23 protein-coding genes are annotated in these 24314 nt (G+C 61.4%); 11 read left to right on the top strand and 12 right to left on the bottom strand.

Annotated features, from left to right (window positions below; all coding sequences use genetic code 11):
• Window positions 1-144: 144 nt before the first annotated feature.
• A complete protein-coding gene (locus tag AC1DKH_RS26680; RefSeq protein WP_477799816.1) occupies window positions 145-1848 on the top strand; it encodes an alpha/beta fold hydrolase in 1704 nt (567 codons plus the stop codon).
• Window positions 1849-2005: 157 nt separating this feature from the next.
• Here AC1DKH_RS26680 and AC1DKH_RS26675 read toward each other — a convergent pair whose 3' ends face one another.
• On the bottom strand, window positions 2006-2494 hold the full coding sequence (locus AC1DKH_RS26675; protein ID WP_477799815.1) for a GFA family protein: 489 nt from the start codon (window positions 2492-2494) through the stop codon (window positions 2006-2008).
• A 208-nt stretch (window positions 2495-2702) separates the two neighbouring features.
• On the opposite strand from AC1DKH_RS26675, the gene AC1DKH_RS26670 reads away from it, so the two are divergent.
• The 3 genes from AC1DKH_RS26670 to AC1DKH_RS26660 all read left to right on the top strand — a co-directional run bounded on the left by AC1DKH_RS26670 (window position 2703) and on the right by AC1DKH_RS26660 (window position 5912).
• Window positions 2703-3587, top strand: a complete 885-nt coding sequence (locus AC1DKH_RS26670; RefSeq protein WP_477765192.1) for a LysR substrate-binding domain-containing protein — start codon at window positions 2703-2705, stop codon at window positions 3585-3587.
• Between the two features lie 100 nt (window positions 3588-3687).
• Entirely contained in the window at window positions 3688-4812 is a 1125-nt protein-coding gene (aguA, locus tag AC1DKH_RS26665) for an agmatine deiminase (protein ID WP_477753598.1), read from the top strand.
• A gap of 2 nt (window positions 4813-4814) precedes the next feature.
• Entirely contained in the window at window positions 4815-5912 is a 1098-nt protein-coding gene (locus tag AC1DKH_RS26660; protein ID WP_477799814.1) for an extracellular solute-binding protein, read from the top strand.
• 139 nt (window positions 5913-6051) lie between these two features.
• Here the strand turns inward: AC1DKH_RS26660 and AC1DKH_RS26655 are convergent, their stop codons facing one another.
• The 5 genes from AC1DKH_RS26655 to AC1DKH_RS26635 form a co-directional block, all read right to left on the bottom strand.
• On the bottom strand, window positions 6052-6669 hold the full coding sequence (locus AC1DKH_RS26655) for a DNA-3-methyladenine glycosylase family protein (protein ID WP_477799813.1): 618 nt from the start codon (window positions 6667-6669) through the stop codon (window positions 6052-6054).
• A gap of 4 nt (window positions 6670-6673) precedes the next feature.
• Window positions 6674-7486, bottom strand: coding sequence for an isocitrate lyase/PEP mutase family protein (locus AC1DKH_RS26650; RefSeq protein WP_477753595.1), 813 nt, complete (start codon window positions 7484-7486; stop codon window positions 6674-6676).
• Between the two features lie 34 nt (window positions 7487-7520).
• Complete coding sequence (locus AC1DKH_RS26645) at window positions 7521-8603, bottom strand: bifunctional transcriptional activator/DNA repair enzyme AdaA (RefSeq protein WP_477753594.1); 1083 nt, start codon at window positions 8601-8603, stop codon at window positions 7521-7523.
• A 754-nt stretch (window positions 8604-9357) separates the two neighbouring features.
• Window positions 9358-9462, bottom strand: coding sequence for a hypothetical protein (locus AC1DKH_RS26640; protein ID WP_477799812.1), 105 nt, complete (start codon window positions 9460-9462; stop codon window positions 9358-9360).
• Between the two features lie 103 nt (window positions 9463-9565).
• Entirely contained in the window at window positions 9566-10462 is an 897-nt protein-coding gene (locus AC1DKH_RS26635; RefSeq protein ID WP_477799811.1) for a DMT family transporter, read from the bottom strand.
• An 89-nt stretch (window positions 10463-10551) separates the two neighbouring features.
• Here AC1DKH_RS26635 and AC1DKH_RS26630 point away from each other — a divergent pair, with 89 nt between their 5' ends.
• Complete coding sequence (locus tag AC1DKH_RS26630) at window positions 10552-11883, top strand: aminotransferase-like domain-containing protein (RefSeq protein ID WP_477799810.1); 1332 nt, start codon at window positions 10552-10554, stop codon at window positions 11881-11883.
• Window positions 11884-11984: 101 nt separating this feature from the next.
• Window positions 11985-12572, top strand: coding sequence for a LysE family translocator (locus AC1DKH_RS26625; RefSeq protein ID WP_477799809.1), 588 nt, complete (start codon window positions 11985-11987; stop codon window positions 12570-12572).
• A gap of 46 nt (window positions 12573-12618) precedes the next feature.
• Here the strand turns inward: AC1DKH_RS26625 and AC1DKH_RS26620 are convergent, their stop codons facing one another.
• Entirely contained in the window at window positions 12619-13452 is an 834-nt protein-coding gene (locus AC1DKH_RS26620) for an AraC family ligand binding domain-containing protein (RefSeq protein ID WP_477799808.1), read from the bottom strand.
• Window positions 13453-13485: 33 nt separating this feature from the next.
• Window positions 13486-13989 carry a VOC family protein gene (locus AC1DKH_RS26615; RefSeq protein WP_477753589.1) on the bottom strand — a complete coding sequence of 168 codons (504 nt, stop codon included), beginning with the start codon at window positions 13987-13989 and terminating at the stop codon, window positions 13486-13488.
• A 339-nt stretch (window positions 13990-14328) separates the two neighbouring features.
• Between AC1DKH_RS26615 and AC1DKH_RS26610 the strand changes: the two genes are divergently transcribed.
• From AC1DKH_RS26610 to AC1DKH_RS26590, 5 genes are all read left to right on the top strand, one after another.
• Window positions 14329-15483 carry an NnrS family protein gene (locus AC1DKH_RS26610; protein WP_477799807.1) on the top strand — a complete coding sequence of 385 codons (1155 nt, stop codon included), beginning with the start codon at window positions 14329-14331 and terminating at the stop codon, window positions 15481-15483.
• 172 nt (window positions 15484-15655) lie between these two features.
• Window positions 15656-16111 carry a (2Fe-2S)-binding protein gene (locus AC1DKH_RS26605; protein ID WP_477753587.1) on the top strand — a complete coding sequence of 152 codons (456 nt, stop codon included), beginning with the start codon at window positions 15656-15658 and terminating at the stop codon, window positions 16109-16111.
• Window positions 16112-16118: 7 nt separating this feature from the next.
• Window positions 16119-18287 carry a xanthine dehydrogenase family protein molybdopterin-binding subunit gene (locus AC1DKH_RS26600; RefSeq protein WP_477799806.1) on the top strand — a complete coding sequence of 723 codons (2169 nt, stop codon included), beginning with the start codon at window positions 16119-16121 and terminating at the stop codon, window positions 18285-18287.
• Window position 18288: 1 nt separating this feature from the next.
• Window positions 18289-18870, top strand: a complete 582-nt coding sequence (locus AC1DKH_RS26595; RefSeq protein WP_477753585.1) for a hypothetical protein — start codon at window positions 18289-18291, stop codon at window positions 18868-18870.
• A 74-nt stretch (window positions 18871-18944) separates the two neighbouring features.
• Window positions 18945-19526, top strand: coding sequence for a GGDEF domain-containing protein (locus tag AC1DKH_RS26590; RefSeq protein ID WP_477760279.1), 582 nt, complete (start codon window positions 18945-18947; stop codon window positions 19524-19526).
• 267 nt (window positions 19527-19793) lie between these two features.
• Here AC1DKH_RS26590 and fabI read toward each other — a convergent pair whose 3' ends face one another.
• The 4 genes from fabI to AC1DKH_RS26570 are packed head-to-tail and all read right to left on the bottom strand — an operon-like array spanning window position 19794 to window position 24314.
• Entirely contained in the window at window positions 19794-20588 is a 795-nt protein-coding gene (gene fabI, locus AC1DKH_RS26585) for an enoyl-ACP reductase FabI (RefSeq protein WP_477799805.1), read from the bottom strand.
• Window positions 20589-20607: 19 nt separating this feature from the next.
• Complete coding sequence (locus AC1DKH_RS26580; RefSeq protein ID WP_477799804.1) at window positions 20608-22218, bottom strand: ABC transporter ATP-binding protein; 1611 nt, start codon at window positions 22216-22218, stop codon at window positions 20608-20610.
• Window position 22219: 1 nt separating this feature from the next.
• Complete coding sequence (locus tag AC1DKH_RS26575; RefSeq protein WP_477799803.1) at window positions 22220-23239, bottom strand: ABC transporter permease; 1020 nt, start codon at window positions 23237-23239, stop codon at window positions 22220-22222.
• Window position 23240: 1 nt separating this feature from the next.
• Window positions 23241-24314 carry a microcin C ABC transporter permease YejB gene (locus tag AC1DKH_RS26570; RefSeq protein WP_223547164.1) on the bottom strand — a complete coding sequence of 358 codons (1074 nt, stop codon included), beginning with the start codon at window positions 24312-24314 and terminating at the stop codon, window positions 23241-23243.

The raw sequence follows: 24314 nt of genomic DNA, 5'->3' as shown, positions 1-24314 counted from the left end.
TCCTCGCAAGCGCTGCCGCGCTGGCAATCGGTTGGCTTTGTCACGGTTTCAGGCGTATGAAACAGCAGCGAAAACCGGCCCAAGTGGCCGGTTTTTGCTGTCTGGCTCGAAGACCTGCCTCGTCGACTCGCTTTAGCGTCGGAAATGTCGAGTGAAAAACCGTACGCTTCCTACATCCCGGCCCACGCGCTGTTGCAACAATCCGGAGCCTCAAAGGACTGTCTCTGGAAGTCGAAAATGGTGATCTGCAAACTGAAAACGCAACGGGCCATGTGGCGCAGCGTTTGTGTGGCCAGCTTATTGGCAATCGGCGGATGCGCGACGAAACCGCATCCTGAATCGGGCATCAAGTGGTTGCCGGCGTGTGAAGGAATTCCAGGTGATGTACTGGACCCCGAAGTATTCGCCAGGACTCAGTGTGGCATCGTCACCGTGCCACTGGATCACTTGAATCCGAGGGTTGGCACCCTCAGTCTGGATATCACTCGCGTTGCAGCCAGGCAGCCACACCTGCGAGAGGGCGCTATATTTACCAATCCCGGGGGGCCGGGTTCGAGCGGTAACAGCACGTTCACTGTATTACTGGCTTCAATATGGAAGGGTTACAGTGATGGGCTCGAAGGTGGTCCTTATCGGCATCTGACCGATGCTTATGACGTAATTGGCATCACGCCACGAGGACAGGGCAGTACGGACGACTCACAACTGGTATGCCAATCCGATGAAATGATTGTCGCGCAAAACGACATTACTGAAGACCGTAGCCCTGCCAACCTCGTGGCTATTGAGCATAACGCTGGCGTACTGGCCCGGGGTTGTGCCAGCCAACGGTTGGCGCCTTTCATCAATACCGATCAAACGGCGCGAGACATGGAGCTCGTCCGCGTTCTACTCAACGAAAACAAGCTCAACTATTTTGGCAACTCTTACGGCACATGGTTGGGCGCCTGGTACGCAGGCCTGTTTCCGAAGCGCGTCGGTCGCATGGTTCTGGACTCGAACGTGGACTGGACATCAACATTCCAGAACGCCAGTTTGAGTGTGGCGCCGGAGAAGGAGCGAATCTTTGCCGACTTCGTTGCACAGTTAGCCGCCAGCAACCCGCAGACTTACCAGATGGGCAATGATCCGATGGCCATACGTGAGATTTTTCTGCGCCTGTTGCCCCATGTTCGAGTGGCCCTGCGCTCTGACAACGATTTTTACAGCTCTGCCCATCACTTGATGGCTGCACGGGCACTCAGCGACTGGCTACATGACTCGCCCGACCTGGATGACACTGTGCTGCTAGCGAGAGCGCAAACCCATCGGTTCAGCCCCGACACAGAGGTTGATCAAGGCGCGAGGCAAGCGTTTGCGAGGCTGCTGGCCGTCGTCCGTCAGCCTGCCCCATGGAATGGCTTAGTGCCCGGTCCATTGAAAATGACCCCGGCTGACTCTGTACGCAGCACCGTCTTGTGCAACGACACGGCATCCTCGGACGACATATTCTGGACCGAAAAAGAAAATCAGTACGCCGGCCAGTATCCGGTCGGCGGCAGCTTGTTTTATACGAGGCACTGCGCTGGCTGGAGCGGGAAACAATATGCCGGTGTGCCCCTGGCAAAGCTGGCGCAGGTTCACAGCATCGTGATGGTGCAGGCGCAGTACGACGATCAAACACCGAGAGCGGGAGCCCTCAATGCTTTCGCCAGCTTGCCCAACACCCATATGACGCTGGTCAGGGACGCCTACCTGCACGGCGTTTCTTTCGCAGCCCACAATGCATGCGTGAATCGCAATGTCGGCGAATACCTGGCATATGGGCGTAAACCAGAACGTTTCTCGACGTGTTTCGCGTCAGATTAAGGCCGCGATTCACCCACTTCATCTCGTGGCTGCCGCAAGCCCGACAGCCAAGGAGATCCCTTTGCATCAATTCGATCAGCAGTCGAAGTGCTTCTGAGGGTTATTTGAACGAAAGGTGCAAGGGGAACTGTGTTCCGAAATAAATAGATAATGAATCTCAGCGGACCAGTCCGAGGCGTTCATGCCACCGGGCGATGGATTCTTCGGGGTAGACGTCGAACTGTTTGTCGCCAGGTTGCACCTCGGCCTCCACCCATGATGCCTTTGAACCCAGCATCAGATGCGTGTGCTCCGGCGGTACCGGCAGCGGGGTGTCGATGGCCGAGGCGAACGGATGGATCAACTCCGGCCACTGCGGACTGAACAACCACAGACCCGAGCCGCAAACCGAGCAGAAATGCCGCTCGGCGGTGCTGCTGTGGGCGCGTTTGTCGCCTTCTTCCTTGATCCGTGCATGGTAGATCGCGATGTGCTTGCGCCCGCGAACTTTGAGGCTGGCGGCATCGCCCCCGAGGTTGATCGCATAACCGCCACCGCCCTGGGTCTTGCGGCAGATCGAGCAGTAGCAACGCTGGTAAGGGTAGGGGTGGGCGCTGGTCAAACTGAACGACACCGCGCCGCAATGGCAGGAACCTTCGAGTTGCATGAGAGCCTCCGGTTGTCTTGAACGTACCCGGAACAGCCTAGACCGTCAGGCCCCTTCGCTGGCAAGCCAGCTCCTACAGAGTCCCGTGGTGAACACAGCCCTAACCTGTGGGAGCAGGCTTGCCTGCGATGAACGATAACGCGGTCCCCACTGGACGCCCACCAAAGGCCAAGTCAGCATGTCCCCCTCGAAACCGGGACATGACCTGATGCGACGATTACCTTCCCTGGCAGCCCTGCGAACCTTCGAATGCGCCGCCCGCCATGCCCATTTCGGCCGGGCGGCGGCCGAGTTGTGTGTCACCGACAGCGCGGTCAGCCACCAGATTCGTCAGCTCGAAGAGCAGCTCGGTGTATCGCTGTTCGTGCGCGAGGGCCGGCAGATTCGCCCGACCCTGGCCGCCGGACGCCTGATGCAGAGCTTGCAGCAGGCCTTCGAGTTGATTGGCGATGCCTGCGACGAGCTGCGTGATCCCTCATCCCTGGCGGTGTTGCGTCTGGCGGTCACCGCCGAGTTGGCGCAAAAGTGGCTGATGAGTCGTCTCACGGATTTCTACGCGCGTTACCCGCACATCACCTTGCATCTGTACGAACAACCGATCGACGCCACGGCGCCCGGGGAAGACATCGACCTGGCGATCACCTACGGCACCGGCCCGGTGGACAGCACTGCATATTTCGTCCGGCCGCTGCCGGCGCTGCAGTTCTTTCCGGTGTGCAGCCCCGGCCTGTTCAACCAGGGCACGCTGAAAACCCCGAAGGACCTGTCACGCCATTGCCTGCTACACGACGACCAGGACGGCAAGACCTGGACCGCGTGGCTCACCAGCCATGCCGGCGACCAACGCCCTGACCGCCAGTTGTATTTCGCCCATGCGGGGCTTGCGCTGGAGGCCGCGGCGCAAGGGCAGGGCGTGGCCATGGGCGACAACTTGACGGCCCAGGAGGATTTGCTCAATGGTCGGCTGGTCCGCCCGTTTACGTCGAGCATGACCGCCCTGGGCCAATACGCGCTGGTGTGCGAGCGGGTGCGGCTGGAACGTCCGGCGGTGGCGCAGATGCTGGAGTGGTTCAACGATCAGTTGCTCGATTGATGAGTTAGATTCAAGTATTCCGAAATAATCATCGTTGGCGAGCCAGTCACCAACGCCCTTAGCCTGTGGTCATTCCAATCCCCGTTGAAGAGGTTTGACCATGGCCCGTTTGCTCGACACCACTCCCAAACAGGACGGTTTCCGTTTGCCCGGCGAATTCGAAGCCAAGTCCGGTTGCTGGCTCGGCTGGCCGGAGCGCACCGACGTCTGGCGCAACGGTGCCAAGCCTGCGCAGAAAGTCTGGGTGCAGATCGTTACTGCCATTTCCATGAGCGAGCCAGTCACCGTATGCGCCTCGGCGGCCCAGTTCGCCACCGCGCGCCGGCAGTTGCCACCGCAAGTGCGCGTGGTGGAAATGACCTGCAACGACACCTGGTTGCGCGACAGCGGCCCGTGCTTTGTGGTCAACGATCAGAGTGGCGAAGTGCGCGGCGTCGACTTCGAGTTCAACGCCTATGGCGGGCTCGACGGCGGCCTGTACTACCCGTGGGACAAGGACGACCAGATCGCCAGCAAGATCCTCGAAATCGAACGCTTCGACCGCTACCGCGCGCCGCTGATTGCCGAACTGGGTGGCATCCAGAGCGACGGCCAGGGCAGCATCCTCACTACCGAGCAATGCCTGCTCAACCGCAACCGCAACCAGCATCTGGGCAAGGACGAAGTCACCCGCCGCCTGACCGATTACCTCGGCGCCGAGCAAGTGATCTGGCTGCCCCGGGGCTGCAAGTTCGACGAAACCGACGGCCATGTCGACGACCTCGCGTGTTTCGTGCGCCCCGGTGAAGTGGTGCTGCAATGGACCGACAACCGCGACGACCCACAGTGGGAAATCTATCAGGAGGCCTACGACATTCTGCGCAGCACCCGCGACAGTCGCGGTCGCGAGTTGATCGTGCACAAGCTGCCGCAGCCGGATGTGCTGGAGTGGACCGCCGAAGAAGCCGAAGGCCTGGACCAGCAGGACAGCACCCACTCCCGTCAGGCCGGGACGAAAATCTGCGCGTCGTACATCAACTACTACGCCGGTAACAGTTCGATCGTGGTGCCGCTGTTCGGTGATCGCAACGACAAGGTGGCGTTGGCGACCCTGGCCGAGCTGTTCCCGAAACACAGCATCGTCGGCATCGAAAACTCTCGGGAGATCCTCCTCGGTGGCGGCAACGTCGCGTGCATCACCATGCCGCAGTACGCCGCCACCCACTCCAACAAGAAAGGCGTGTGATCATGGGCCTGCACAAACTGACTCAAGCAATACTGCTGGTGCTTGCACCCTTGTGTGTGCAGGCCGCCGACACTGCCAAGCCGGTGGTCAACCTGTACATCTGGGGTGAATACCTGGCCCCGGACACCTTGAAGAATTTCGAGGAAAAAACCGGCATCCATGTGGTGGCCGACCACTTCGATTCCCTGGAAACCGTCGAGACCAGGCTGCTCACTGGCCGCAGTGGCTATGATCTGGTGCTGACGGCGGGGCAGCATCTGTCCCGGGCCATCGAGAGTGGCGCGGTGCAGACGGTCGACAAGCAGCAACTGCCGCATTTCGCCGGCGTCGGCGAGGAATTCCGCCAGCACATGGCGGTGTTCGATCCGGGCAACCGCTATGCCGGGATCTACGCCTGGGGCACCACGGGCGTGGGTTATCAGGAACAGGCCGTGAAACAGCGCCTGCCCGACGCGCCGACCGACAGTTGGGCGATGCTGTTCGACCCGGCCGTGGTCTCGAAATTCGCCGATTGCGGGGTCAGCCTGCTCAACGATCCCAACGAAGTGTTTGCGGCGGTCATGAAGTACATGGGCCTGGACATCAATCGCCAGAACCTCGATGACCTGAAGCTCGCCGAACAGCAGCTGGCGAAGATTCGGCCCTACATTCGCTACTTCGACAACGACCTGAACATCAGCGACCTGGCCAACGGCAACACCTGCGTGGCGATGTCGTGGAACGGCAACGTGGCCATCGCGGCGGGCCAGGCCGAGGCGGCGGGCAAGCCGTATTCGCTGAAGTACCGGATTCCGCAGGAGGGCACGTTGATCTGGTTCGATGCCATGGTCATTCCCAAGGACGCGCCGCATCCGAAGGCCGGCCTGGCATTGATGGACTACCTGATGACCCCGGAGGTGATAGCTCCGATCACCGACAGCATCCATTACGCCAATGCGATCACGGCGGCGGACGGCTTGGTCGACCCGGCGATCCGCAACGATCCGGGGACGTATCCGCCGGCCGCGGTCAAGGCTTCGCTGTACAGCAAGAATGACAACGGCAAGGTGTTCAACCGGGCGTTGATCAGGGCGTTCAGTCGGTTGAAGTCGGGGTTGTGACTGGTTTTGGATGATGTGGTGTCACTACTGACGTCATCGCGAGCAAGCTCGCTCCCACAGGTTTTGTGTCTGCCAAAAATTTTATGTACACAGAAGTCCATGTGGGAGCGAGCTTGCTCGCGATGAACGATAACGCGGTCTACCGCCCGGGCAGCCGCCACAAATACCACGCAGCCACTGTCCGGTAAGGGCTCCACCCCAACCCGATCTCGATCATCTGCTTGCGCGTCGGCTGCACCTCCAGGCCCTTGAGCCGTCGATAACCCTCACGCACGCCAAAGTCGTCGGCCGGCAGGATATCCGGGCGTTCCAGGCTGTAGATCAGCAGCATCTCCACGGTCCAGCGGCCCACACCGCGCAGAGTGGTCAGGCGTTCGATCAGCGCTTCATCGTCCATGGCCAGTGCCGTGGCGTAATCCGGCACTACGCCGTCCAGCGACGCCTGGGCGATGCCCTGAATGGTCGCGATCTTGCTCGCGGAAAAGCCGCAACTGCGCAGTTGGTCGAAATCTTTGGCGACGATCTGTTCAGGCCGGGGAAACGAACCCGAACCGAACAACGCCAGCAGCCGGCCGACAATCGCATCGCCGGCCTTGGCATGCAGTTGCTGATAGGCAATCGCCCGCACCAGCGACTCATAGGGATCACGCGCCGCATGCGGCTGGTGCAGGCACGGGCCGATGGCGTCGATGTGGCGGCGCCAGTCGTCATCGATGGCGGCCAGGAACTCACTGGCCGCCAGATAGCCGTCAGACATGGGCTCAGGCTTTCCCGGACGGTTTCAACAGGGCGTTCACTTCGCCATAGGTCAACGCCTTCAGGTCGTGGCTATCGAACCGGCCGGTTTGCAGAAAACTTTTGGCGATGCCGGCCATGGCGCCGTAGAGGAACTCGGCGATGCCCGAACCTGCGGTCAGGCGGCGTACGCCCAGTGCCTCGAGCACTTCGGGGGACGGCAGGCCCGGGAACCCCAGCACATTCAGCGGCAGCGAGGTACCCTGGCACAGTGCCTTGATCTCGTACTCCGCAGTAACGCCGGCGGCAAACAGGCCATTGGCCCCGGCCGCCTGATACAGCGCGGCGCGCCTGAGGGTTTCGGCGACGCGATCTTCGGCAGGCACCAGACCCCGCAGGTAGACATCGGTGCGCGCATTGATAAACAGGTTCACATTGCGTCGGTCGGCCACCTGGCGCGCGATCTCAATCTTGCGTACCAGCAACTCCGGCGGTGAGGAACCGTCTTCGATATTGATCCCGACAGCGCCGGCGGCGATCACGGCGTCAACCACCTGCGCCACCCGTTCCAGGTCATCGGAATAACCGGCTTCGATGTCCACAGTCAGTGGCACCGAAATGACCCGGGCAATCGATTCGACCGTCGAGACCAGGCGCTCAAGGGGCAGGGTGTTGCCGTCCGGATAGCCATGCACCCAGGCCACCGCCGCGCTGCTGGTAGCCACGGCCTTGTTGCCCAGTTGCTCCACCAGCCGCGCCCCGGCGGCATCGGCGACGTTGGTGAGGATCAGCAAATCCTCGTGATGCAGTTGGTGCAGTTGATTGTCGAGCCTGTCCATCGAGCTTCCTTCCTTTTGAAAAAGACGTGGGGGATCAGAACGTCAGCTGCTCCGTGAGCTGCACCGCCGCGTTCTCCAGCCTGAGCAAAAACGCCTTGCGCGGCTGGCCTCCAGCGTAGCCGGTCAACGAGCCGTCGGCGCCGATCACGCGGTGGCACGGCACGACAATCGATAAGCGGTTATGCCCGTTGGCCAGGCCCACCGCCCGGCTGGCACCGGGTTTGCCCAGCCTCGCTGCAATGGCGCCGTAGGTGGTGGTCCGGCCGTAAGGGATGTTCGCCAGTTCGGCCCAGACCCGGCGGGAGAACTCACTACCGGGCATGTGCAGGGCAACGCTGAACTCAGTGAGTGTGCCGGCGAAATACGCGGACAATTGCGCTTCGATCTGCTGCAAATGCGCGTTGTGCCCCGGCGCCACGGCATAACCAAAACGGTTTTGCAGCGCTTCGACCGCCGGGTTCAGCGATGCCTGATCGAGAAATTCCAGCAGCACCAGCCCACGCCGTTCGGCCATGGCGATCATCGGCCCCAGCGGCGTGGTCAGGCGCGTGAACAGCAGCGGTTCGCTGTTGGCCGCGCGGCCCGGGGTGATGTGAAACGATTTCTGGAAGGCATCGCGAAAACCGCTCAGGGACTCGTAGCCGGAATCGAAGGCGACGTCATCGATGGAGTCGCCCTGTTTGATCCCGCCCAATGCCATGCCCAAGCGCCGGGCGCGCAGCCACGCGTGGAAGGTCATGCCGAAGTGCTGCTTGAACCAGCGGCGCAGTTTCAGCGGTTCGATGCCTGCGGCCAGTAGCTGGGCGTCGGTCCAGCGCTGCTCAGGGTCGGCGTCTACCGATTTGAACAGTGTCTGCACCCAGTCCGGCGCGCTGGCGGCGGTGTCCATCGGCTTGCAGCGCAGGCAGGCGCGGTAGCCCGCCGCCAGGCACTGTTCGGCGCTGGCAAAGAACTCGACGTTCGCAGGTTTCGGGCTGCGGGCGGTGCAACCGGGGCGGCAGAAAATCCCTGTGGTCTTGACCGCCGTGAAGAACACCCCCTCGTAGGAGGTGTCTCGTTCGAGCATGGCGCGAAGCATTTCGGCCCGGGGCGGAAGCAGCGTTTTTTGTAGGTTCATGGGCGCAGCATAGATCGCGTCACGGGTGGCCTCCACCGGAAAATCGACAGCGAATTTCGGACCGGAAAGTAATCGACCACAAAAACAACAAATCCCTCAGCCACGACGAGCCATCAGCAGCACCGAAGCCGCTGCAGCACAGGAACAGGTCGCGCTATGGGATTGATGGTCTACACTCCTGTCGCTTGATAACTCAAGCTCCTTACTTTCATACCCGCCTTGTGCGGGTTTTTTTTTTGGAAAAATTCCATGATCCCCAGGTTTCGCATTGTCGCCAATGGCGCCGACATCACGGTCCCTCAAGAACCTCGATTTTGGTTGACTGACTTCCTCAGGGCGTGAAGCTGCCGGTCATTTGTGTTGATAAAATCAGGTAGTGATTCACTTTTCCCCTGGGTCAAAGCCAATACAGGATAGCAATGGACCACAACCAGCCGATGCTGAGGGTGATAGTAAGGTAGATCACCACAAGCATCAGAGGCTGATTCCACATGACACACCTCCCATAACCGCTGTTTTTACATGGATGCCTGGTAAATTGGGAGCTCGTATGAACAATAAGGCAATAATCAGGCCATTTGAGTGAAAGACGGCTTGGCCGCAAGCCTTGGGCCTTTAGCGCTGCGTTCCAGGCTACTTCCTCCAGACGAAAGCCGACCCTAAATCTCCCCCCCCAAAATGGGCTTCCCCACGTGTGGGGGAGCATCCGTCCCGATGCCACAGCATCCGCGCTGCTCCTGGACCGGTGGGCACTTCATCGAGCCAAACGAGCAGCACACACAGCAGTCACCGGATTTGGGCGTAGCAGAGTCCTGCAATTGCCACATTCATGGAAAAACTGACAGGCATCTGTGGGCATGGCTTCGCGCTTGGCGAAACTGCAATGCGGGCAGGTCAACACGATCACGGTTCAGCGGCGGTCAGACCCGTACAGCCATGGGCGTAAACCACCGTACACCGGGCTATCTGGCGAACTTTTTTGCCCCGGCGACGCAGAGGATCACGGCGACGGTGACACCCAGCATGCCGAGGCTGACCTGTTCATGCAGCAGGGTGGCGGCCAGGGAAAGCCCGAAAAACGGCTGAAGCAGCTGCAATTGCCCAACGGCGGCGATGCCCCCTTGGGCCAGGCCGCGGTACCAGAACACGAAACCGATCAGCATACTGAACAGCGCGACGTAAGCCAGGCTGAACCAGGCCGGCGTGCTGATGCCGGTGAACGAAGCCGGCATGCGCATCCAGCTCAGCGCCGCCACGACCGGCAGCGACAGCACCAGCGCCCAGCAAATCACCTGCCAGCCTCCCAGCGTGCGCGACAGTTTCGCGCCTTCGGCATAACCCAGGCCGCAGGCGAGGATGGCCAGCAGCATCAGAATGTCGCCTTGCGGGGAGGCGGTCAGCCCTTGGGACAGGGCAAACCCGACCACCAGCAAACTGCCCAGCACCGAGAAAATCCAGAACGCCGCCCGTGGCCGCTCGCCGCCGCGCAGGACGCCGAACACCGCCGTCGCCAGGGGCAGCAGGCCGACGAAGACGATGGAGTGCGCGGACGTCACGTATTGCAGTGCCAGCGCTGTCAGCAGTGGGAAACCGATGACCACGCCCATGGCAACGATGAGCAGTGGTATCAGTTGCTGGCGCGCCGGACGTTTTTCCTTGAATAACCCCAGCAGGCACAGCGCCAGGATCGCCGCGATGGTCGCGCGCGCGCCCGTCAGGAACAGCGGATCGAACTCCAGCACCGCCACCCGTGTCGCTGGCAGCGAGCCGCTGAAAATCACCACGCCGATCAGGCCGTTGATCCAGCCGCCGGTGCTGTTTTCCAGCGTCTGGTGTTGCAGGTTCGAGGTCCGTTCCATTTGGCTCACGCTCATTGTCTGATTGCACGAAACTCATCGTATGAGCGACTATCGATACAATCAAAAAATTGTCATGGATACATCTCGACATGCCTCGATCCCGCTACAAAACCCTGGTGGATGCCTTTGCCGCCGACATCCGTTCCGGGCATTTGCCGCCCGGCACGCGCTTGCCGACTCACCGGCAACTGGCCACGGAGCACGGTCTGGCATTGGTCACCGCCAGCCGGGTGTATGCCGAGCTGGAGGGCATGGGCCTGGTCAGCGGCGAAACCGGACGCGGGACCTTTGTCAGGGAAACCTCGTTGCCGCCGGGGCAGGGCATCTCACAGCACGTGGTGGCGGCGGGGATGATCGACCTGAATTTCAATTATCCGTCATTGCCCGGTCAGGCCGACCTGCTGCGCACTGCCTTGCGTCAACTGGCGTTGTCCGGTGACCTGGAATCCCTCCTGCGCTATCAGCCTCACGCGGGGCGCCTGCATGAGCGGGCTTCGGTCGCGCGTCATCTGCTTGAACGCGGGCTGAGCGTGCCGGCCGGGCAGGTGTTGATCGTCAGCGGCGCCCAGCATGGCCTGGCGGTGGCGATGATGACGCTGCTCAAGCCCGGCGATGTGATCGCCGCCGATGCGCTGACCTATCCCGGTTTCAAGACGCTGGCCGAAACCCTGCATCTGGAAGTCTTGCCCATTCCGTTCACGGATACCGGGCCTGATCTGTCCGCCCTGGAAAAACTCTGCCGCAGCCGATCGGTGCGAGCCGTGTACTCGATGCCGACCTTGCATAACCCTCTGGGCTGGGTGATGGACCTCGATCAGCGCGAGCAGTTGGTGGCGATTGCGCGCCGGCATGACCTGACGATCATCGAGGACGCCGCCTACGCATTCCTGGCCGAAAACGTACCGCCACCGCTGGCCGAGATGGCGCCTGAGCGGACGGTGTACGTGTCCGGTCTGTCGAAGAATGTCGCCACCGGGCTGCGCGTCGGTTTCATTGCCGCACCCGCGCAATGGATCAACGCCTTCGAGCGCACCATCATGGCGACCACCTGGAACACCCCTGGCGTGATGACCGCCATCGCCACGGCCTGGCTCGACGATGGCACCGTCAGCCAACTGGAATCACAAAAACGCGCGGACGCCCAGGCCAGGCAAGCCCTGGCCCGCGAGGTGTTGGCGGGACTCAGAACCATCGGTCACCCGAATTCCTACTTCATCTGGCTGCCGTTGGCGGATGACGCCCGGGCCGACCAGATCGCGATGGCGCTGATGCGCGAGCAGGTGTCGGTGTCGCCGGCCGAGCCCTTTGCGATATCAACCCATGTGCCCCACGCGATACGCCTGGCATTGGGCTCCGTGGACATGGACTCGCTACGCGTTGCATTGACCAAAGTGAAAAGCATCGTGGGTTATTTCTCATAGCAATGCAGGGCAGGGTAAGGCAGGGCAGTTTTCTTCAATACGCGAGCCGCTCGGCTCTTTACCTTGAGGGCCTTGTTCAACTCGATGGAAGAAGGTGTGCAATGAGTCTGATGATGTCCATGGCGGCGTTTGCGCTGGTCGCCTCGATCACGCCGGGACCGGTCAACATTGTGGCGCTGAGCTCCGGGGCGCGGTTTGGCTTCAGGGCCAGCCAGCGCCACGTGGCCGGGGCCACGCTGGGGTTTGTCTTGCTGCTGGTGCTGATGGGGTTGGGCCTGCATGAGTTGTTGCAACGTTGGCCGGCGCTAACCCAGGGGGTGCAATGGGCGGGCGTGGCGTTTCTGTTGTACATGGCCTTCAAGCTGGCGGCCGACAATGGGCACGTGCAGGCCAGTGAATCGGCCCAGGCGCCGTCGATGCTGTATGGCGCCATCATGCAATGGCTCAACCCCAAGGCCTGGCTGGCCTGTGTCGCCGGCATGGGCGCGTTTGTCGCTGATGGCGAGGCGCGCCTGGTCTGGCAGTTCGCCGCGATTTATCTGGTGATCTGCTATGTGTCGGTCGGTTGCTGGGCGTATGCCGGGACGTTTTTGCGCGGCTTTCTGAATAATTCGGCGGGTATGCGCCTGTTCAATCGCGCGATGGCGTTGTTGCTGGTGGTGAGTGCGGTGTATCTGATCTTGCCGTAACTGCAGTCACTACAGATTCAGTCAGGCCACAGACTCAGCCAGTGCCTCACCCCCGATACTGCCCCGGCGTCGCCGCCAGATGCTGTTTAAACGCCCGTTGAAAATGCGCCTGATCGGCGAACCCCGCTTCCAGTGCCACGTCTGCAATCAGCTTGCCGCTGCGCAATTGGTCCTGGGCGAACTGGATGCGCCGGTTCACCAGGAACGCGTGGGGCGTCATGCCGTAATGCTGTTTGAAGGCGCGGATCAGGTAGGACGGTGACAGTTGCGCCGCCTCGCAGATGTCTTCGAGCCTGAGGGTTTGCGTGCAGTGGTCGCGGATGTAATCGGCAGCACGCTCCAGCTTGAAATTGGGTTCACGCAGCGGTGGGTCGATCGGGTTCAATCGCTGCTGCACATCAGTGAAAAACTCCACGGCCGCGCTGTGCTTGCACAGGACATCGTGCCGCGGATCGACCAACACTTCATACAGGCCCGCGAGGCCGGCAAACAGGCTGGTGTCCCGCGTATGGGTCACCGAGAAACAGCGAAACGCAGCGTCATCGCTGAAGCCGAGCTGATGCTGCAAATCGGCCAGCCACGGCGTGTCGACGTACAGCATCAGGTACGACCAGGGTTGGTCTTCGATCGGGTTGCAGGCGTGGACGTCGCCGGGGTTCATCAGCACCACCGTGCCCACGCTGACCTCGAACGCCGACTGCTCATGGAGATAGGTGCTGCGCCCGGCGGTGATCGCCCCGATGGAAAAGTGCTCATGGGCGTGCCGGGTGTAGCAGACTTCGCGCCCGTCGGCGATGGCGCGGGCTTCGATGAAGGGCAGGGCATCATCGCGCCAGAAGCGCGGGGCCTTGTCGGCGTTCTTGGCAACGGCGTGCTTCATGCTCACTCCTCGGCAGGTCAGCGCCCGAGTGTATTAGCTCTCGCCGTCAAAGGCGCGCTGCAACGTCGCAATATCGAGTTTTTTCATCTGCATCATCGCCTGCATGGCCCGTTGGGATTTTTTCGTGTCGGGGTCTTTGATCATCTCCATCATCGCCACGGGGACGATCTGCCACGACAGCCCGAACTTGTCCTTGAGCCAGCCGCATTGCTGGGCCTCGGGCACGCCACCGGCCGACAGGTTGCCCCAGTAATGGTCGACTTCTTCCTGGGTCAGGCAATTGACCTGAAACGACACCGCCTCACTGAACTTGAATAACGGCCCGCCGTTGAGGCCGGTGAAACTCTGCCCGTCGAGTTCGAAGCTGACGGTCATGACCGAACCTTCCGGCCGGCCGTGGAACTCGAAACCGGCGTGGCCGTAATGGGTGATGGCCGTGATTTTCGAATGGTCGAAGATCGAACAATAGAATTTCGCTGCCTCTTCGGCCTGATCGTCGAACCACAGGCAGGGCGTGAGTTTTTGTACGCGTTGCATGGTGCCAACTCCTCTGCAGGTTGCGCATGTCCTGGACTTTCAGCGTAGTCAGCCTCTGGTCGTTCGGCCGTACCGTAGATCGAGAAAATTGTCGCGGGGTTGCGAAGATATAGTCGAAATGACTTGTGTTGAGTCAAACAGACTATTTATGTATCGAGTCTTTATGACTCGTATGAGCGCAAGTGCCTGGATCTGAAGGGGTAAAGAGCTGGCACGGGACTTGTACAGATAAACGTACAACTGAACGCCTTCAGGAGTACGCAAAATGTTCAACTTCTTCAGCAACCCTCAGAACGTTCTACATCTGTCGAGCCAAGTCCCGGCCCGGGTGGTGGCTTGATGCGCCGGCTTGCCGTTGCACCGGCTTTCAGTCTGGGCTTTCGACCGTTCTTTCTGGTCGGGGCCGGTTTCGCCGCCATCGCCGTGGCGATCTGGGCCTTGTGGTTGTACGGCCGCTTGCCCGGTGCGCAACCGCTGGGCGGCATGCTCGCCTGGCATCGACATGAAATGCCTTTCGGATTTGCCTCGGCCATCATTGCCGGGTTCCTCCTGACCGCGGTGCCCAACTGGACCGGCCGGCCGGGGCTCAAGGGCTGGCCGCTGATCGGCCTGGTGCTGGTGTGGCTGCTGGCGCGGCTGGCCTGGTGGTTGCCGATGCCGACGCCCTTGCTGCTGGCCTTGCAAGTTCCGTTTCTGCCGCTGTTGGTGTGGGTGTTGGGGCGCGATCTGCTGGCCGCGGGCAAGCGCGAGAATTATCCGATTCTGTTGATGGTGTCGTTGCTGGCCGGATGTCAGGCGTTGACGTTGTTGGGGGGCGCCGTTGATGACGCCAATCTGCAACGCCATGGCGTGCTGGCTGCCTTGTGGCTGGTGGGCGCGCTGATGAGCGTGATCGGCGGGCGGGTGATTCCCTTCTTTGTCCAGCGCGGCCTGAACCGGCCCGCAACGCCTGCGGCCCATCCGTTGCCGGGCAAGGTGTTGCTGATCAGCGCCATGTTGGCGGCGGTGTCCTTTGCCGCCGGATTGAATGACGTCCCGCGCGTGTGGCTGGCGCTGTTGTTTGCGTTGATCAGCGGTTCGCATCTGCTGCGATTGTGGCGCTGGCATGACCGCGACCTGTGGCGCGTGCCGTTGCTGTGGTCGCTGTACCTGGCTTACGCCTGGCTCGCGGTAGCGGCGCTGGCCATGGCGCTGTGGCACCTGGGCTGGATGCCGCAGCAAAGCCTGGCCACCCATTCGCTGGCCGTCGGCGGCATCGGCGGGTTGATTCTGGCGATGATTGCACGGGTCAGCCTGGGGCATACCGGGCGTTTGTTGCAGCCGTCAAAGGCGATCGTTGTGGGGTTTATCCTGTTGTTGCTGGCGGGGGCGTGTCGGGTGTGGCTGGTACCTTTTTCCGGTTACGGGTTGGCGTTGTCGGCGCTGCTGTGGTGTAGCGCTTTTGCGGTTTTTGTCTGGCGCTACACCGGCATTTTAATAGGGCCAAGGCTCTAGCGAACGGTTCCATGGCCGCCCATCGAGGCGGCCTTTTCATGACCGGTGGTCGATGCACAACGGTCTGCCGGCAAATCTGCGCTTAGCTGAAGGGAGAACCCGAGGCGCGCGCAGGCTGTACAAGGCCGCGGCGACGCCCCTTCAGATCACCGTGAGTCTGAGGAAATGCGCCATGCTGACCCTGAACATCAATGGCCAGGATCAGGAGCTGGATGTCCCCGCTGACATGCCGCTGCTCTGGGTCTTGCGCGATGTCGCCCACCTCACCGGCACCAAATTCGGCTGTGGCATAGCCCAATGCGGGGCCTGCACCGTTCACGTCGACGGCGCGCCGCTACGCGCCTGCATCACACCGGCCACCGCGGTGGCCGATGGGCAAAAGATTCTCACCATCGAAGGCCTGTCCGCGGACGGTTCGCACCCGGTGCAACAGGCCTGGGCGGAACTTGACGTGGTCCAGTGTGGTTACTGCCAGTCCGGGCAGATCATGTCGGCGGCAGCGTTGCTGGCGAAAATTCCGCAACCGACCGACAGCGACATCGATCAGGCGCTGTCCGGCAACATCTGCCGCTGCGGCACTTACCCGCGGATTCGCGCGGCGGTCAAGCGCGCCGCCGAGCTGGGATGAGGTGGCCATGAACAGCATCAACGCGTTATCGCGCCGTGGTTTTCTCAAGGGCAGTGCGTTGCTGGGTAGTGGACTGGTAGTCGCCTTTGTCATTCCTGGCGCTCACCGGTTCGCCATGGGCGCAGAGAATCAGGGCAATGTGTTTGCGCCCAACGCCTTCCTGCGCATTGGCAATGACAACAGCGTCACCGTGTTGCTCGGCCATTCGGAAATGGGCCAGGGCATCTGGACCGGCCTGACCATGCTGATCGCCGAAGAACTCGACGCCGACTGGTCGAAAATCCGCGTCGAGCATTCCCCGGCTTCGGCCGCCGATTATGGCATGCCCGGCTTTGGCGGGATGCAGATCACCGGTGGTTCGACCTCGACCTGGATGGAATTCGACCGCTATCGTCAGGCCGGCGCAGCGGCGCGTTTGATGCTGATCGACGCGGCCGCCAAGCGCTTCAACGTCGCTCCATCCGAGATTCATACCGACTCGGGTGTAGTCATTGCCGGTGAGCATCGTGCAACTTATGGCGAGTTGGCCGATGACGCCGGGCAATTGCCACGGCCGGACCCGGCCTCGATCAAGCTCAAGGACGCCAAAGACTGGCGGCTGATCGGCAAACCCACCAAGCGTCTGGACACGCCGGAGAAAATCACTGGCCGGGCGAAATTCGGCATGGACGTGCAGTTCGACGGGCTGATGACCGCGATGGTCGCCCGTTCACCCACCTTCGGCGGCAGCGTCAAATCCTTTGAAGGCGCCGAGGCGCTGGCGATTCCGGGCGTGCACAAAGTGGTGCAAGTACCGACGGGCATCGCGGTGATCGCCGATCATTTCTGGGCGGCGAAGCTGGGGCGCGATGCGCTGAAAATCGAGTGGAATCCGGGGCCGAACGCCGGGCTCAATAGCCGGGCGTTGCTGGAAAACTTCCGTAAACTCGCCACCACCCCCGGCCTGAGCGCCGGTCAGGCCGGTGATGCCCAGGCAGCGCTGGCGAAAGCGACCAAGACCATCGATGCTGAATACAGCGTACCTTATCTGGCCCATGCGCCGATGGAACCGCTGAACTGCACGGTGAGCATCACCAAGGACAAATGCGAAATCTGGACCGGCACCCAGTTCCAGACCCTGGACCAGATGGTTGCCGGGAAAATCACCGGGCTCAAACCCGAACAGGTCGAGATCCATACCGAGTTTCTTGGCGGCGGCTTCGGGCGCCGGGCGAATCCGACGTCGGATTTCGTCAGCGAAGCGGTGTATGTCGCCAAGGCCGCCGGTGCACCGGTGAAAACCGTGTGGGCGCGGGAAGACGACATCCGCGGCGGCTATTACCGCTCGGCGTTCCTGCACCATGCGCGTATCGGGCTGGGCGCCGACGGTCTGCCGCTGGCCTGGAAACATGTGATGGTCGGGCAGTCGATCATGGCCGGGACTTCGCTTGAAGCGAGCATGGTCAAGGACGGGATCGACAAGACCTCCGTCGAAGGCGTGGCCGACAGCCCCTACATCGAAGGACTGGCCAATCACCAGATCGAACTGCACTCACCGAAAACCGGCATCAGCGTCTTGTGGTTGCGTTCGGTGGGGCACACCCACACTGCGTTTGTCATGGAATCGCTGATCGATGAACTGGCCACGGCGACCGGCAAGGATCCGGTGGAATACCGGCGAACCTTGCTCAAGGACCATCCCCGTCACCTCGGTGTACTGAACCTCGCGGTGGAGAAGGCCAACTGGAAGGCACCGCTGCCGGACGGCCATGCACTGGGCGTGGCGGTGCACGAGTCGTTCGGCAGTTACGTGGCCCAGGTGGTCGAGGTGTCCCAGGACAACCTCGCCATCCGTGTGCACCGTGTGGTGTGTGCGGTGGACTGCGGCATTGCGGTCAACCCACAGAGCATCGCCGCGCAGATGGAGTCGTGCATCACCTTTGGTCTCAGCTTCGCCTTGCACAGCAAGCTGACGCTCAAGGACGGGCAGGTGGTGCAGTCCAACTATCACGACTATCAGGTGCTGCGGCTCAATGAAATGCCGGTGGTCGAAGTGCATATCGTGCCCAGCAGCGACAAACCCGGCGGTATCGGCGAAGCCGGTGTGCCACCCACGGCGCCGGCGGTGGCCAACGCGGTGTTTGCCCTGACCGGGCAGCGCCTGCGGGAGCTGCCGTTGCAGCTGTCGGGGGTGTGAGATGAAACGACATCATTGGTTGCTTGGGACGGTGATCCTGATCTGTCTCATCGCCTACGCATCGCACGTGTTCGCCGAAGACCGCGAGGCCTTGCAGGCATTCGACACCGTGCAGAAAGTCTTCCAGAGCCCGCGTTGCCAGAACTGCCACATTCCCGGTGATTCGCCGCTGCAATTCGATGCCGGGGTGCCCCACGCGATGAATGTCGTGCGCGGCATCGACGGCAAGGGCTCGGCCGGGTTGCCCTGTGCAACGTGCCATGCGCAAGGTAATCCGCCGGCCAGTTATGGTCCGCACGCGCCGCCCGGAGCGCCACACTGGAGCCTGCCGCCAGCAGCGCAGCGGATGGCCTGGATCGGCCTGCCGGCCGACCGGTTGTGCGCGATGATCAAGGATCGCTCCAGCAATGGCGACCGGGATTTCGCCGCACTGATCAAACACGTCAGCGAGGACAAGCTGGTGCTGTGGGGCTGGAATCCGGGCGGCAATCGCGCGCCGGTGTCGGTACCGCACGATATCTTCGTCACCCGGTTCAAGCGCTGGGCCGATGCAGGAGGGCCGTGCCCGCTGGCGGGTAGCTGACCAGCGGCACGCTAATAGGGAGTCAATACGGGTATGGGCGACTCTAACGTGCATACCTGCCAAGGGAGTGAATGATGTTGATCTCAGGCAAAACAGGCAAATCGGGTCGATCCGCAAACCCGTTGCTCACGCCACAGCAAGAACGTGAACGGCTGCGGGATCTGGCGCGCCAGGCCGAACAAGAGTTGGCGGGCGTGCAAATGGCGAGCATGGACGAGCTGACGCTGCTGTCCAATCGCCATGGCTTCAGCGAACTGGCCCGGCTCGGGCTGAACGCCTGTCGGGAGCTGGGGACGCCGGCGACGCTGCTGTACTTCACCCTCGATGAATTCAAGCGCATGAGCTATCTGTATGGCCGGGCCAAAGGTGACGATGCGCTGAAGACATTCGCCGATGTCCTGCGTATCGGTTTTCGTGAAAGCGATGTGGTCGGCCGGCTCGAAGGCGACCGGTTCGTGGCGTTGCTGACCGGTTCCAGCGTCGTGGAGATTGAGGCGATCAAGGCCCGGCTCAATGAGATTCTCGATGAGCGCAACGCCACGGCGCATCGCAGTTATGACATTCGGTTCAGTGTTACCCAGGTCGAATATGACCCCACTGTTCATGACTCGATCGAGGAACTGTTGGGTGAGGCCGAGCGTGTGATGAGCCGTTAGAACAGTGGTGAATTGGCGGGCCTCTTCGCGGGCAGGCCCGCTCCCACAGGTTTTGTGAACGCCAGAGATCCACTGTAGGAGCGAGCTTGCTCGCGAAGGTCGTCAACGATAACGTGCGCAGTCTGGATGAACGCGGCGTGCCCGGGTTTTTCGTCGGAACGCCGCCCGGAGCAAGCTCGCTCCTACAGGAGGACGGCATCGCCCGGGGAAATCGCAGGCATAAAAAACCCGCCAGAAGAGGCGGGTTTTTTAATGGCTGACCGAAGATTACTCTTCGATGCTGCCCATGGCCGTGGTGTTGAAGCCACCGTCCACGTACATGATTTCACCGCTGATGCCGGACGCCAGGTCCGAGCACAGGAAGGCGCCGGCGTTGCCGACTTCGTCGATGGTGACGTTGCGGCGCAGCGGGGTTTGCGCTTCGTTGGCGGCCAGCATCTTGCGGAAGTTCTTGATGCCGGAAGCGGCGAGGGTGCGGATCGGGCCAGCCGATACACAGTTGACGCGAGTACCGTCCGGGCCCAGGGAGCCGGCCAGGTAACGCACGCCAGCTTCCAGGGAAGCCTTGGCCATGCCCATGACGTTGTAGTTCGGCATGGTGCGCTCGGCGCCCAGGTACGACAGGGTCAGCAGGCTGCCGTTGCGGCCTTTCATCATTTCGCGGCCGGCCTTGGCCAGGGCCACGAAGCTGTAGGCGCTGATGTCGTGGGAGATGCGGAAACCTTCACGGGTGGTGGCTTCGGTGAAGTCGCCGTCCAGTTGGTCGCCCGGTGCGAAGCCTACGGAGTGCACGATGCAGTCCAGGCCGTCCCACTTCTTGCTCAGTTCTTCGAAGACCTTGGCGATTTCTTCATCGCTGGCCACGTCGCACGGGAAGCACAGCTCAGGGCTCGAGCCCCAGCCTTGTGCGAACTCTTCGACACGACCCTTGAGTTTGTCGTTCTGATAAGTGAAGGCAAGCTCAGCGCCCTCGCGATGCATGGCGGCAGCGATGCCGGATGCGATGGACAGCTTGCTGGCGACACCGACGATCAGTACGCGCTTACCGGCGAGAAAACCCATGTGTTGCTCCTCTTTCAGGTTATTGCGCAATGGCCGGAGCCAAAAAAGCGGCTTCCAGCAACTGCTGTGTATACGGATGTTGGGGGGCGGCAAAAATGCTTTGCGCGTCTCCCTGTTCGACCACTTGGCCATGCTTGACCACCATCAACTGGTGGCTCAGCGCTTTCACCACAGCCAGGTCATGGCTGATAAACAGATACGTCAGGTTGTACTTGGTTTGCAGTGAACGCAAAAGCTCCACTACCTGGCGTTGTACTGTGCGGTCGAGGGCCGAAGTCGGCTCGTCCAGCAAAATCAACGCCGGTTTTAACACCAATGCCCGGGCAATGGCGATTCTCTGCCGTTGCCCTCCGGAAAATTCGTGGGGGTAGCGGTGCCGGGTTTCCGGATCCAGGCCTACCTCCTTGAGTGCTGCAATGATCGCTTGTTCCTGTTCCGCCGCGGTGCCCATCTTGTGGATCCGCAGGCCTTCGCCAACGATGTCATTCACGCACATCCGTGGGCTCAGGCTGCCGAACGGGTCCTGAAACACCACTTGCATCTCCCGCCGCAGCGGCCGGACCTGTTGCTGCGTCAGGCAGTCTAGCTGCTGGCCTTCAAAACGAATCGCGCCTTTGCTGGCGATCAAGCGCAAAATCGCCAGACCCAGTGTCGATTTGCCGGAACCGCTTTCGCCCACGATCCCCAGGGTCTGGCCCTGGGGCAGGTTGAAATTGATGCCGTCGACCGCCTTGACGTAATCCACCGTGCGCTTGAGCAAGCCTTTCTTGATCGGAAACCAGACTTTCAGGTCCTCGACCGCCAGCAAGGGCGGGCCGATCACGTTGCTTGCAGGCTTGCCGCCGGGCTCCGCTGCCAGCAGTTCCCGAGTGTACGGATGCTGCGGCGCGCGGAACAGTTCTTCGCACGATGCCTGTTCGACGATGCATCCTTGCTGCATGACACATACGCGATGCGCAATTCTTCGCACAAGGTTCAAATCATGGCTGATCAGCAGCAGCGCCATGCCCAATCGGGCCTGCAGTTCCTTGAGCAATTCGAGGATTTTCAGCTGAACGGTCACGTCCAGCGCGGTGGTCGGCTCGTCGGCGATCAGCAGTTCCGGCTCGTTGGCCAGGGCCATGGCGATCATCACCCGCTGCCGCTGGCCGCCGGACAATTCGTGGGGCAGGGCCTTGAGGCGCTTGTGCGGCTCGGGGATGCCGACCATCTCCAGCAGCTCCAGCGTGCGTTTGGTCGCGACCTTGCCGGTCAGCCCCTTGTGGATATTCAGCACCTCATTGATTTGTTTCTCGATCGAGTGCAGGGGATTGAGCGAGGTCATCGGCTCCTGGAAGATCATCGCAATCCGGTTGCCGCGAATGTGGCGGATGGTTTTTTCTTTCAGGTTCAGCAGGTTCTGCCCGGAGTATTCGATGGTGCCGGACGGATGCCGGGCGAGCGGGTAGGGCAGCAGGCGCAGGATCGAATGTGCTGTGACCGATTTACCGGAACCGCTCTCGCCGACCAAAGCCAGGGTTTCGCCGCGCTTGATGTCGAAGCTGACGCCTTCGACTGCCAACTGACAGCGATTGCCAACGACAAACTCGACGGACAGGTCGCGCACTTCGATCAGATTGTGCTGATTCATTTCACTTCCTCGGGTCGAAGGCATCGCGAGCGGACTCGCCGATGAACACCAGCAAACTCAACATCAAGGCCAGCACCGCAAAGGCGCTGATACCCAGCCACGGCGCCTGGAGGTTGGATTTGCCCTGGGCCACCAGTTCACCCAGCGAAGGACTGCCCGCCGGCAGGCCGAAACCGAGGAAGTCCAAGGCGGTCAATGTGCCGATGGCGCCAGTGAGGATGAACGGCATGAAGGTCATGGTCGAGACCATCGCGTTGGGCAAAATGTGGCGGAACATGATCGCACCGTTCTGCATGCCCAGGGCGCGGGCGGCGCGTACGTATTCCAGGTTACGCCCGCGCAGGAATTCGGCGCGCACCACGTCCACCAGGCTCATCCACGAGAACAGCAGCATGATCCCCAGCAGCCACCAGAAATTGGGTTGCACGAAACTGGCGAGGATGATCAGCAGGTACAACACCGGCAGCCCGGACCAGATCTCCAGGAAGCGCTGCCCGGCCAGGTCCACCCAGCCACCGTAGAAACCCTGCAAGGCCCCGGCGATCACGCCGATGATCGAACTGAGCACGGTCAGGGTCAGGGCGAACAGCACCGAAATGCGGAAACCGTAGATCACCCGGGCCAGCACATCGCGGCCCTGATCGTCGGTGCCCAGCAGGTTGTCCGTCGAGGGCGGGGCCGGGGCCGGGACTTTCAGGTCGTAGTTGATGCTCTGGTAGCTGTAGGGAATCGGTGCCCACAGCACCCAGGCGTCCTTGGCCTTGAGCAGTTCGCGGATGTACGGACTCTTGTAATTGGCTTCCAGTGGAAATTCGCCGCCGAAGGCGGTTTCCGGGTAACGCTTGAGCGCCGGGAAGTACCAGTTGTTGTCGTAATGCACCGCCAGCGGCTTGTCGTTGGCGATCAGCTCGGCGCCCAGGCTTGCGCCGAACAGGATCAGGAACAGCCACAGCGACCACCAGCCACGCTTGTTGGCCTTGAACAGTTCGAAGCGTCGGCGATTGAGAGGGGACAGGTTCATCTCAATGCTCCCGGCTTTCGAAGTCGATGCGCGGATCGACAAGGGTGTAGGTGAGGTCGCCGATCAGTTTCACCACCAGCCCCAGCAAAGTGAAGATGAACAGCGTGCCGAACACCACCGGGTAATCACGGTTGATCGCCGCTTCGAAGCTCATCAGGCCGAGGCCGTCGAGGGAGAAGATCACCTCCACCAGCAACGAGCCGGTGAAGAAGATGCCGATGAGGGCCGAGGGGAAACCGGCGATCACCAGCAGCATGGCGTTGCGGAACACGTGGCCGTACAGCACGCGGTGGTTGGTCAGGCCCTTGGCCCTGGCGGTGATCACGTACTGCTTGTTGATTTCGTCGAGGAAGCTGTTTTTGGTCAGCAGGGTCATGGTCGCGAAGTTGCCGATCACCAGTGCAGTCACCGGCAGCGCCAGGTGCCAGAAGTAGTCGAGGATCTTGCCGCCCATGCTCAGTTCATCGAAGTTGTTCGAGGTCAGCCCACGCAACGGGAACCAGTCCAGGTAACTGCCGCCGGCGAACACCACGATCAACAGGATGGCGAACAGGAACGCCGGGATCGCGTAGCCGACAATGATCGCCGAACTGGTCCAGACGTCGAAGTGGCTGCCGTGCCGCTTGGCCTTGGCGATCCCCAGCGGGATCGACACCAGGTACATGATCAGGGTGCTCCACAGCCCGAGGGAGATCGACACCGGCATCTTTTCCTTGATCAGGTCGATGACCTTGGCGTCGCGGAAGAAGCTGTCGCCGAAATCCAGGGACGCATAGTTCTTGACCATGATCCACAAGCGTTCCGGCGCCGATTTGTCGAAGCCGTACATGTGCTCGATTTCCTTGATCAGTGCCGGGTCCAGGCCCTGGGCGCCGCGATAGGCCGAGCCTGCCACCGAGACTTCGGCACCGCCGCCGGCGATGCGGCTGGTGGCGCCTTCGAAGCCTTCGAGCTTGGCGATCATCTGTTCCACCGGCCCGCCCGGGGCAGCCTGGATGATCACGAAGTTGATCAGCAGGATGCCGAACAGGGTCGGAATGATCAGCAACAGTCGCCGAAAAATGTACGCCAGCAT

The sequence above is a fragment of the Pseudomonas sp. 05L36 genome, assembly GCF_056398125.1.
The sequence above is the reverse complement of the archived record's forward strand: the minus strand, read 5'-3'. Positions and strand labels throughout refer to the sequence as shown.

Excerpts from the sequence above, each read along its gene's own strand:
- AC1DKH_RS26680 (WP_477799816.1), top strand. The coding sequence starts at position 145 with ATGTCGAGTGAAAAACCGTACGCTTCCTACATCCCGGCCCACGCGCTG.
- AC1DKH_RS26675 (WP_477799815.1), bottom strand. The coding sequence starts at position 2,494 with ATGCAACTCGAAGGTTCCTGCCATTGCGGCGCGGTGTCGTTCAGTTTG.
- AC1DKH_RS26670 (WP_477765192.1), top strand. The coding sequence starts at position 2,703 with ATGCGACGATTACCTTCCCTGGCAGCCCTGCGAACCTTCGAATGCGCC.
- aguA (WP_477753598.1), top strand. The coding sequence starts at position 3,688 with ATGGCCCGTTTGCTCGACACCACTCCCAAACAGGACGGTTTCCGTTTG.
- AC1DKH_RS26660 (WP_477799814.1), top strand. The coding sequence starts at position 4,815 with ATGGGCCTGCACAAACTGACTCAAGCAATACTGCTGGTGCTTGCACCC.
- AC1DKH_RS26655 (WP_477799813.1), bottom strand. The coding sequence starts at position 6,669 with ATGTCTGACGGCTATCTGGCGGCCAGTGAGTTCCTGGCCGCCATCGAT.
- AC1DKH_RS26650 (WP_477753595.1), bottom strand. The coding sequence starts at position 7,486 with ATGGACAGGCTCGACAATCAACTGCACCAACTGCATCACGAGGATTTG.
- AC1DKH_RS26645 (WP_477753594.1), bottom strand. The coding sequence starts at position 8,603 with ATGAACCTACAAAAAACGCTGCTTCCGCCCCGGGCCGAAATGCTTCGC.
- AC1DKH_RS26640 (WP_477799812.1), bottom strand. The coding sequence starts at position 9,462 with ATGCCCACAGATGCCTGTCAGTTTTTCCATGAATGTGGCAATTGCAGG.
- AC1DKH_RS26635 (WP_477799811.1), bottom strand. The coding sequence starts at position 10,462 with ATGGAACGGACCTCGAACCTGCAACACCAGACGCTGGAAAACAGCACC.
- AC1DKH_RS26630 (WP_477799810.1), top strand. The coding sequence starts at position 10,552 with ATGCCTCGATCCCGCTACAAAACCCTGGTGGATGCCTTTGCCGCCGAC.
- AC1DKH_RS26625 (WP_477799809.1), top strand. The coding sequence starts at position 11,985 with ATGAGTCTGATGATGTCCATGGCGGCGTTTGCGCTGGTCGCCTCGATC.
- AC1DKH_RS26620 (WP_477799808.1), bottom strand. The coding sequence starts at position 13,452 with ATGAAGCACGCCGTTGCCAAGAACGCCGACAAGGCCCCGCGCTTCTGG.
- AC1DKH_RS26615 (WP_477753589.1), bottom strand. The coding sequence starts at position 13,989 with ATGCAACGCGTACAAAAACTCACGCCCTGCCTGTGGTTCGACGATCAG.
- AC1DKH_RS26610 (WP_477799807.1), top strand. The coding sequence starts at position 14,329 with ATGCGCCGGCTTGCCGTTGCACCGGCTTTCAGTCTGGGCTTTCGACCG.
- AC1DKH_RS26605 (WP_477753587.1), top strand. The coding sequence starts at position 15,656 with ATGCTGACCCTGAACATCAATGGCCAGGATCAGGAGCTGGATGTCCCC.
- AC1DKH_RS26600 (WP_477799806.1), top strand. The coding sequence starts at position 16,119 with ATGAACAGCATCAACGCGTTATCGCGCCGTGGTTTTCTCAAGGGCAGT.
- AC1DKH_RS26595 (WP_477753585.1), top strand. The coding sequence starts at position 18,289 with ATGAAACGACATCATTGGTTGCTTGGGACGGTGATCCTGATCTGTCTC.
- AC1DKH_RS26590 (WP_477760279.1), top strand. The coding sequence starts at position 18,945 with ATGTTGATCTCAGGCAAAACAGGCAAATCGGGTCGATCCGCAAACCCG.
- fabI (WP_477799805.1), bottom strand. The coding sequence starts at position 20,588 with ATGGGTTTTCTCGCCGGTAAGCGCGTACTGATCGTCGGTGTCGCCAGC.
- AC1DKH_RS26580 (WP_477799804.1), bottom strand. The coding sequence starts at position 22,218 with ATGAATCAGCACAATCTGATCGAAGTGCGCGACCTGTCCGTCGAGTTT.
- AC1DKH_RS26575 (WP_477799803.1), bottom strand. The coding sequence starts at position 23,239 with ATGAACCTGTCCCCTCTCAATCGCCGACGCTTCGAACTGTTCAAGGCC.
- AC1DKH_RS26570 (WP_223547164.1), bottom strand. The coding sequence starts at position 24,314 with ATGCTGGCGTACATTTTTCGGCGACTGTTGCTGATCATTCCGACCCTG.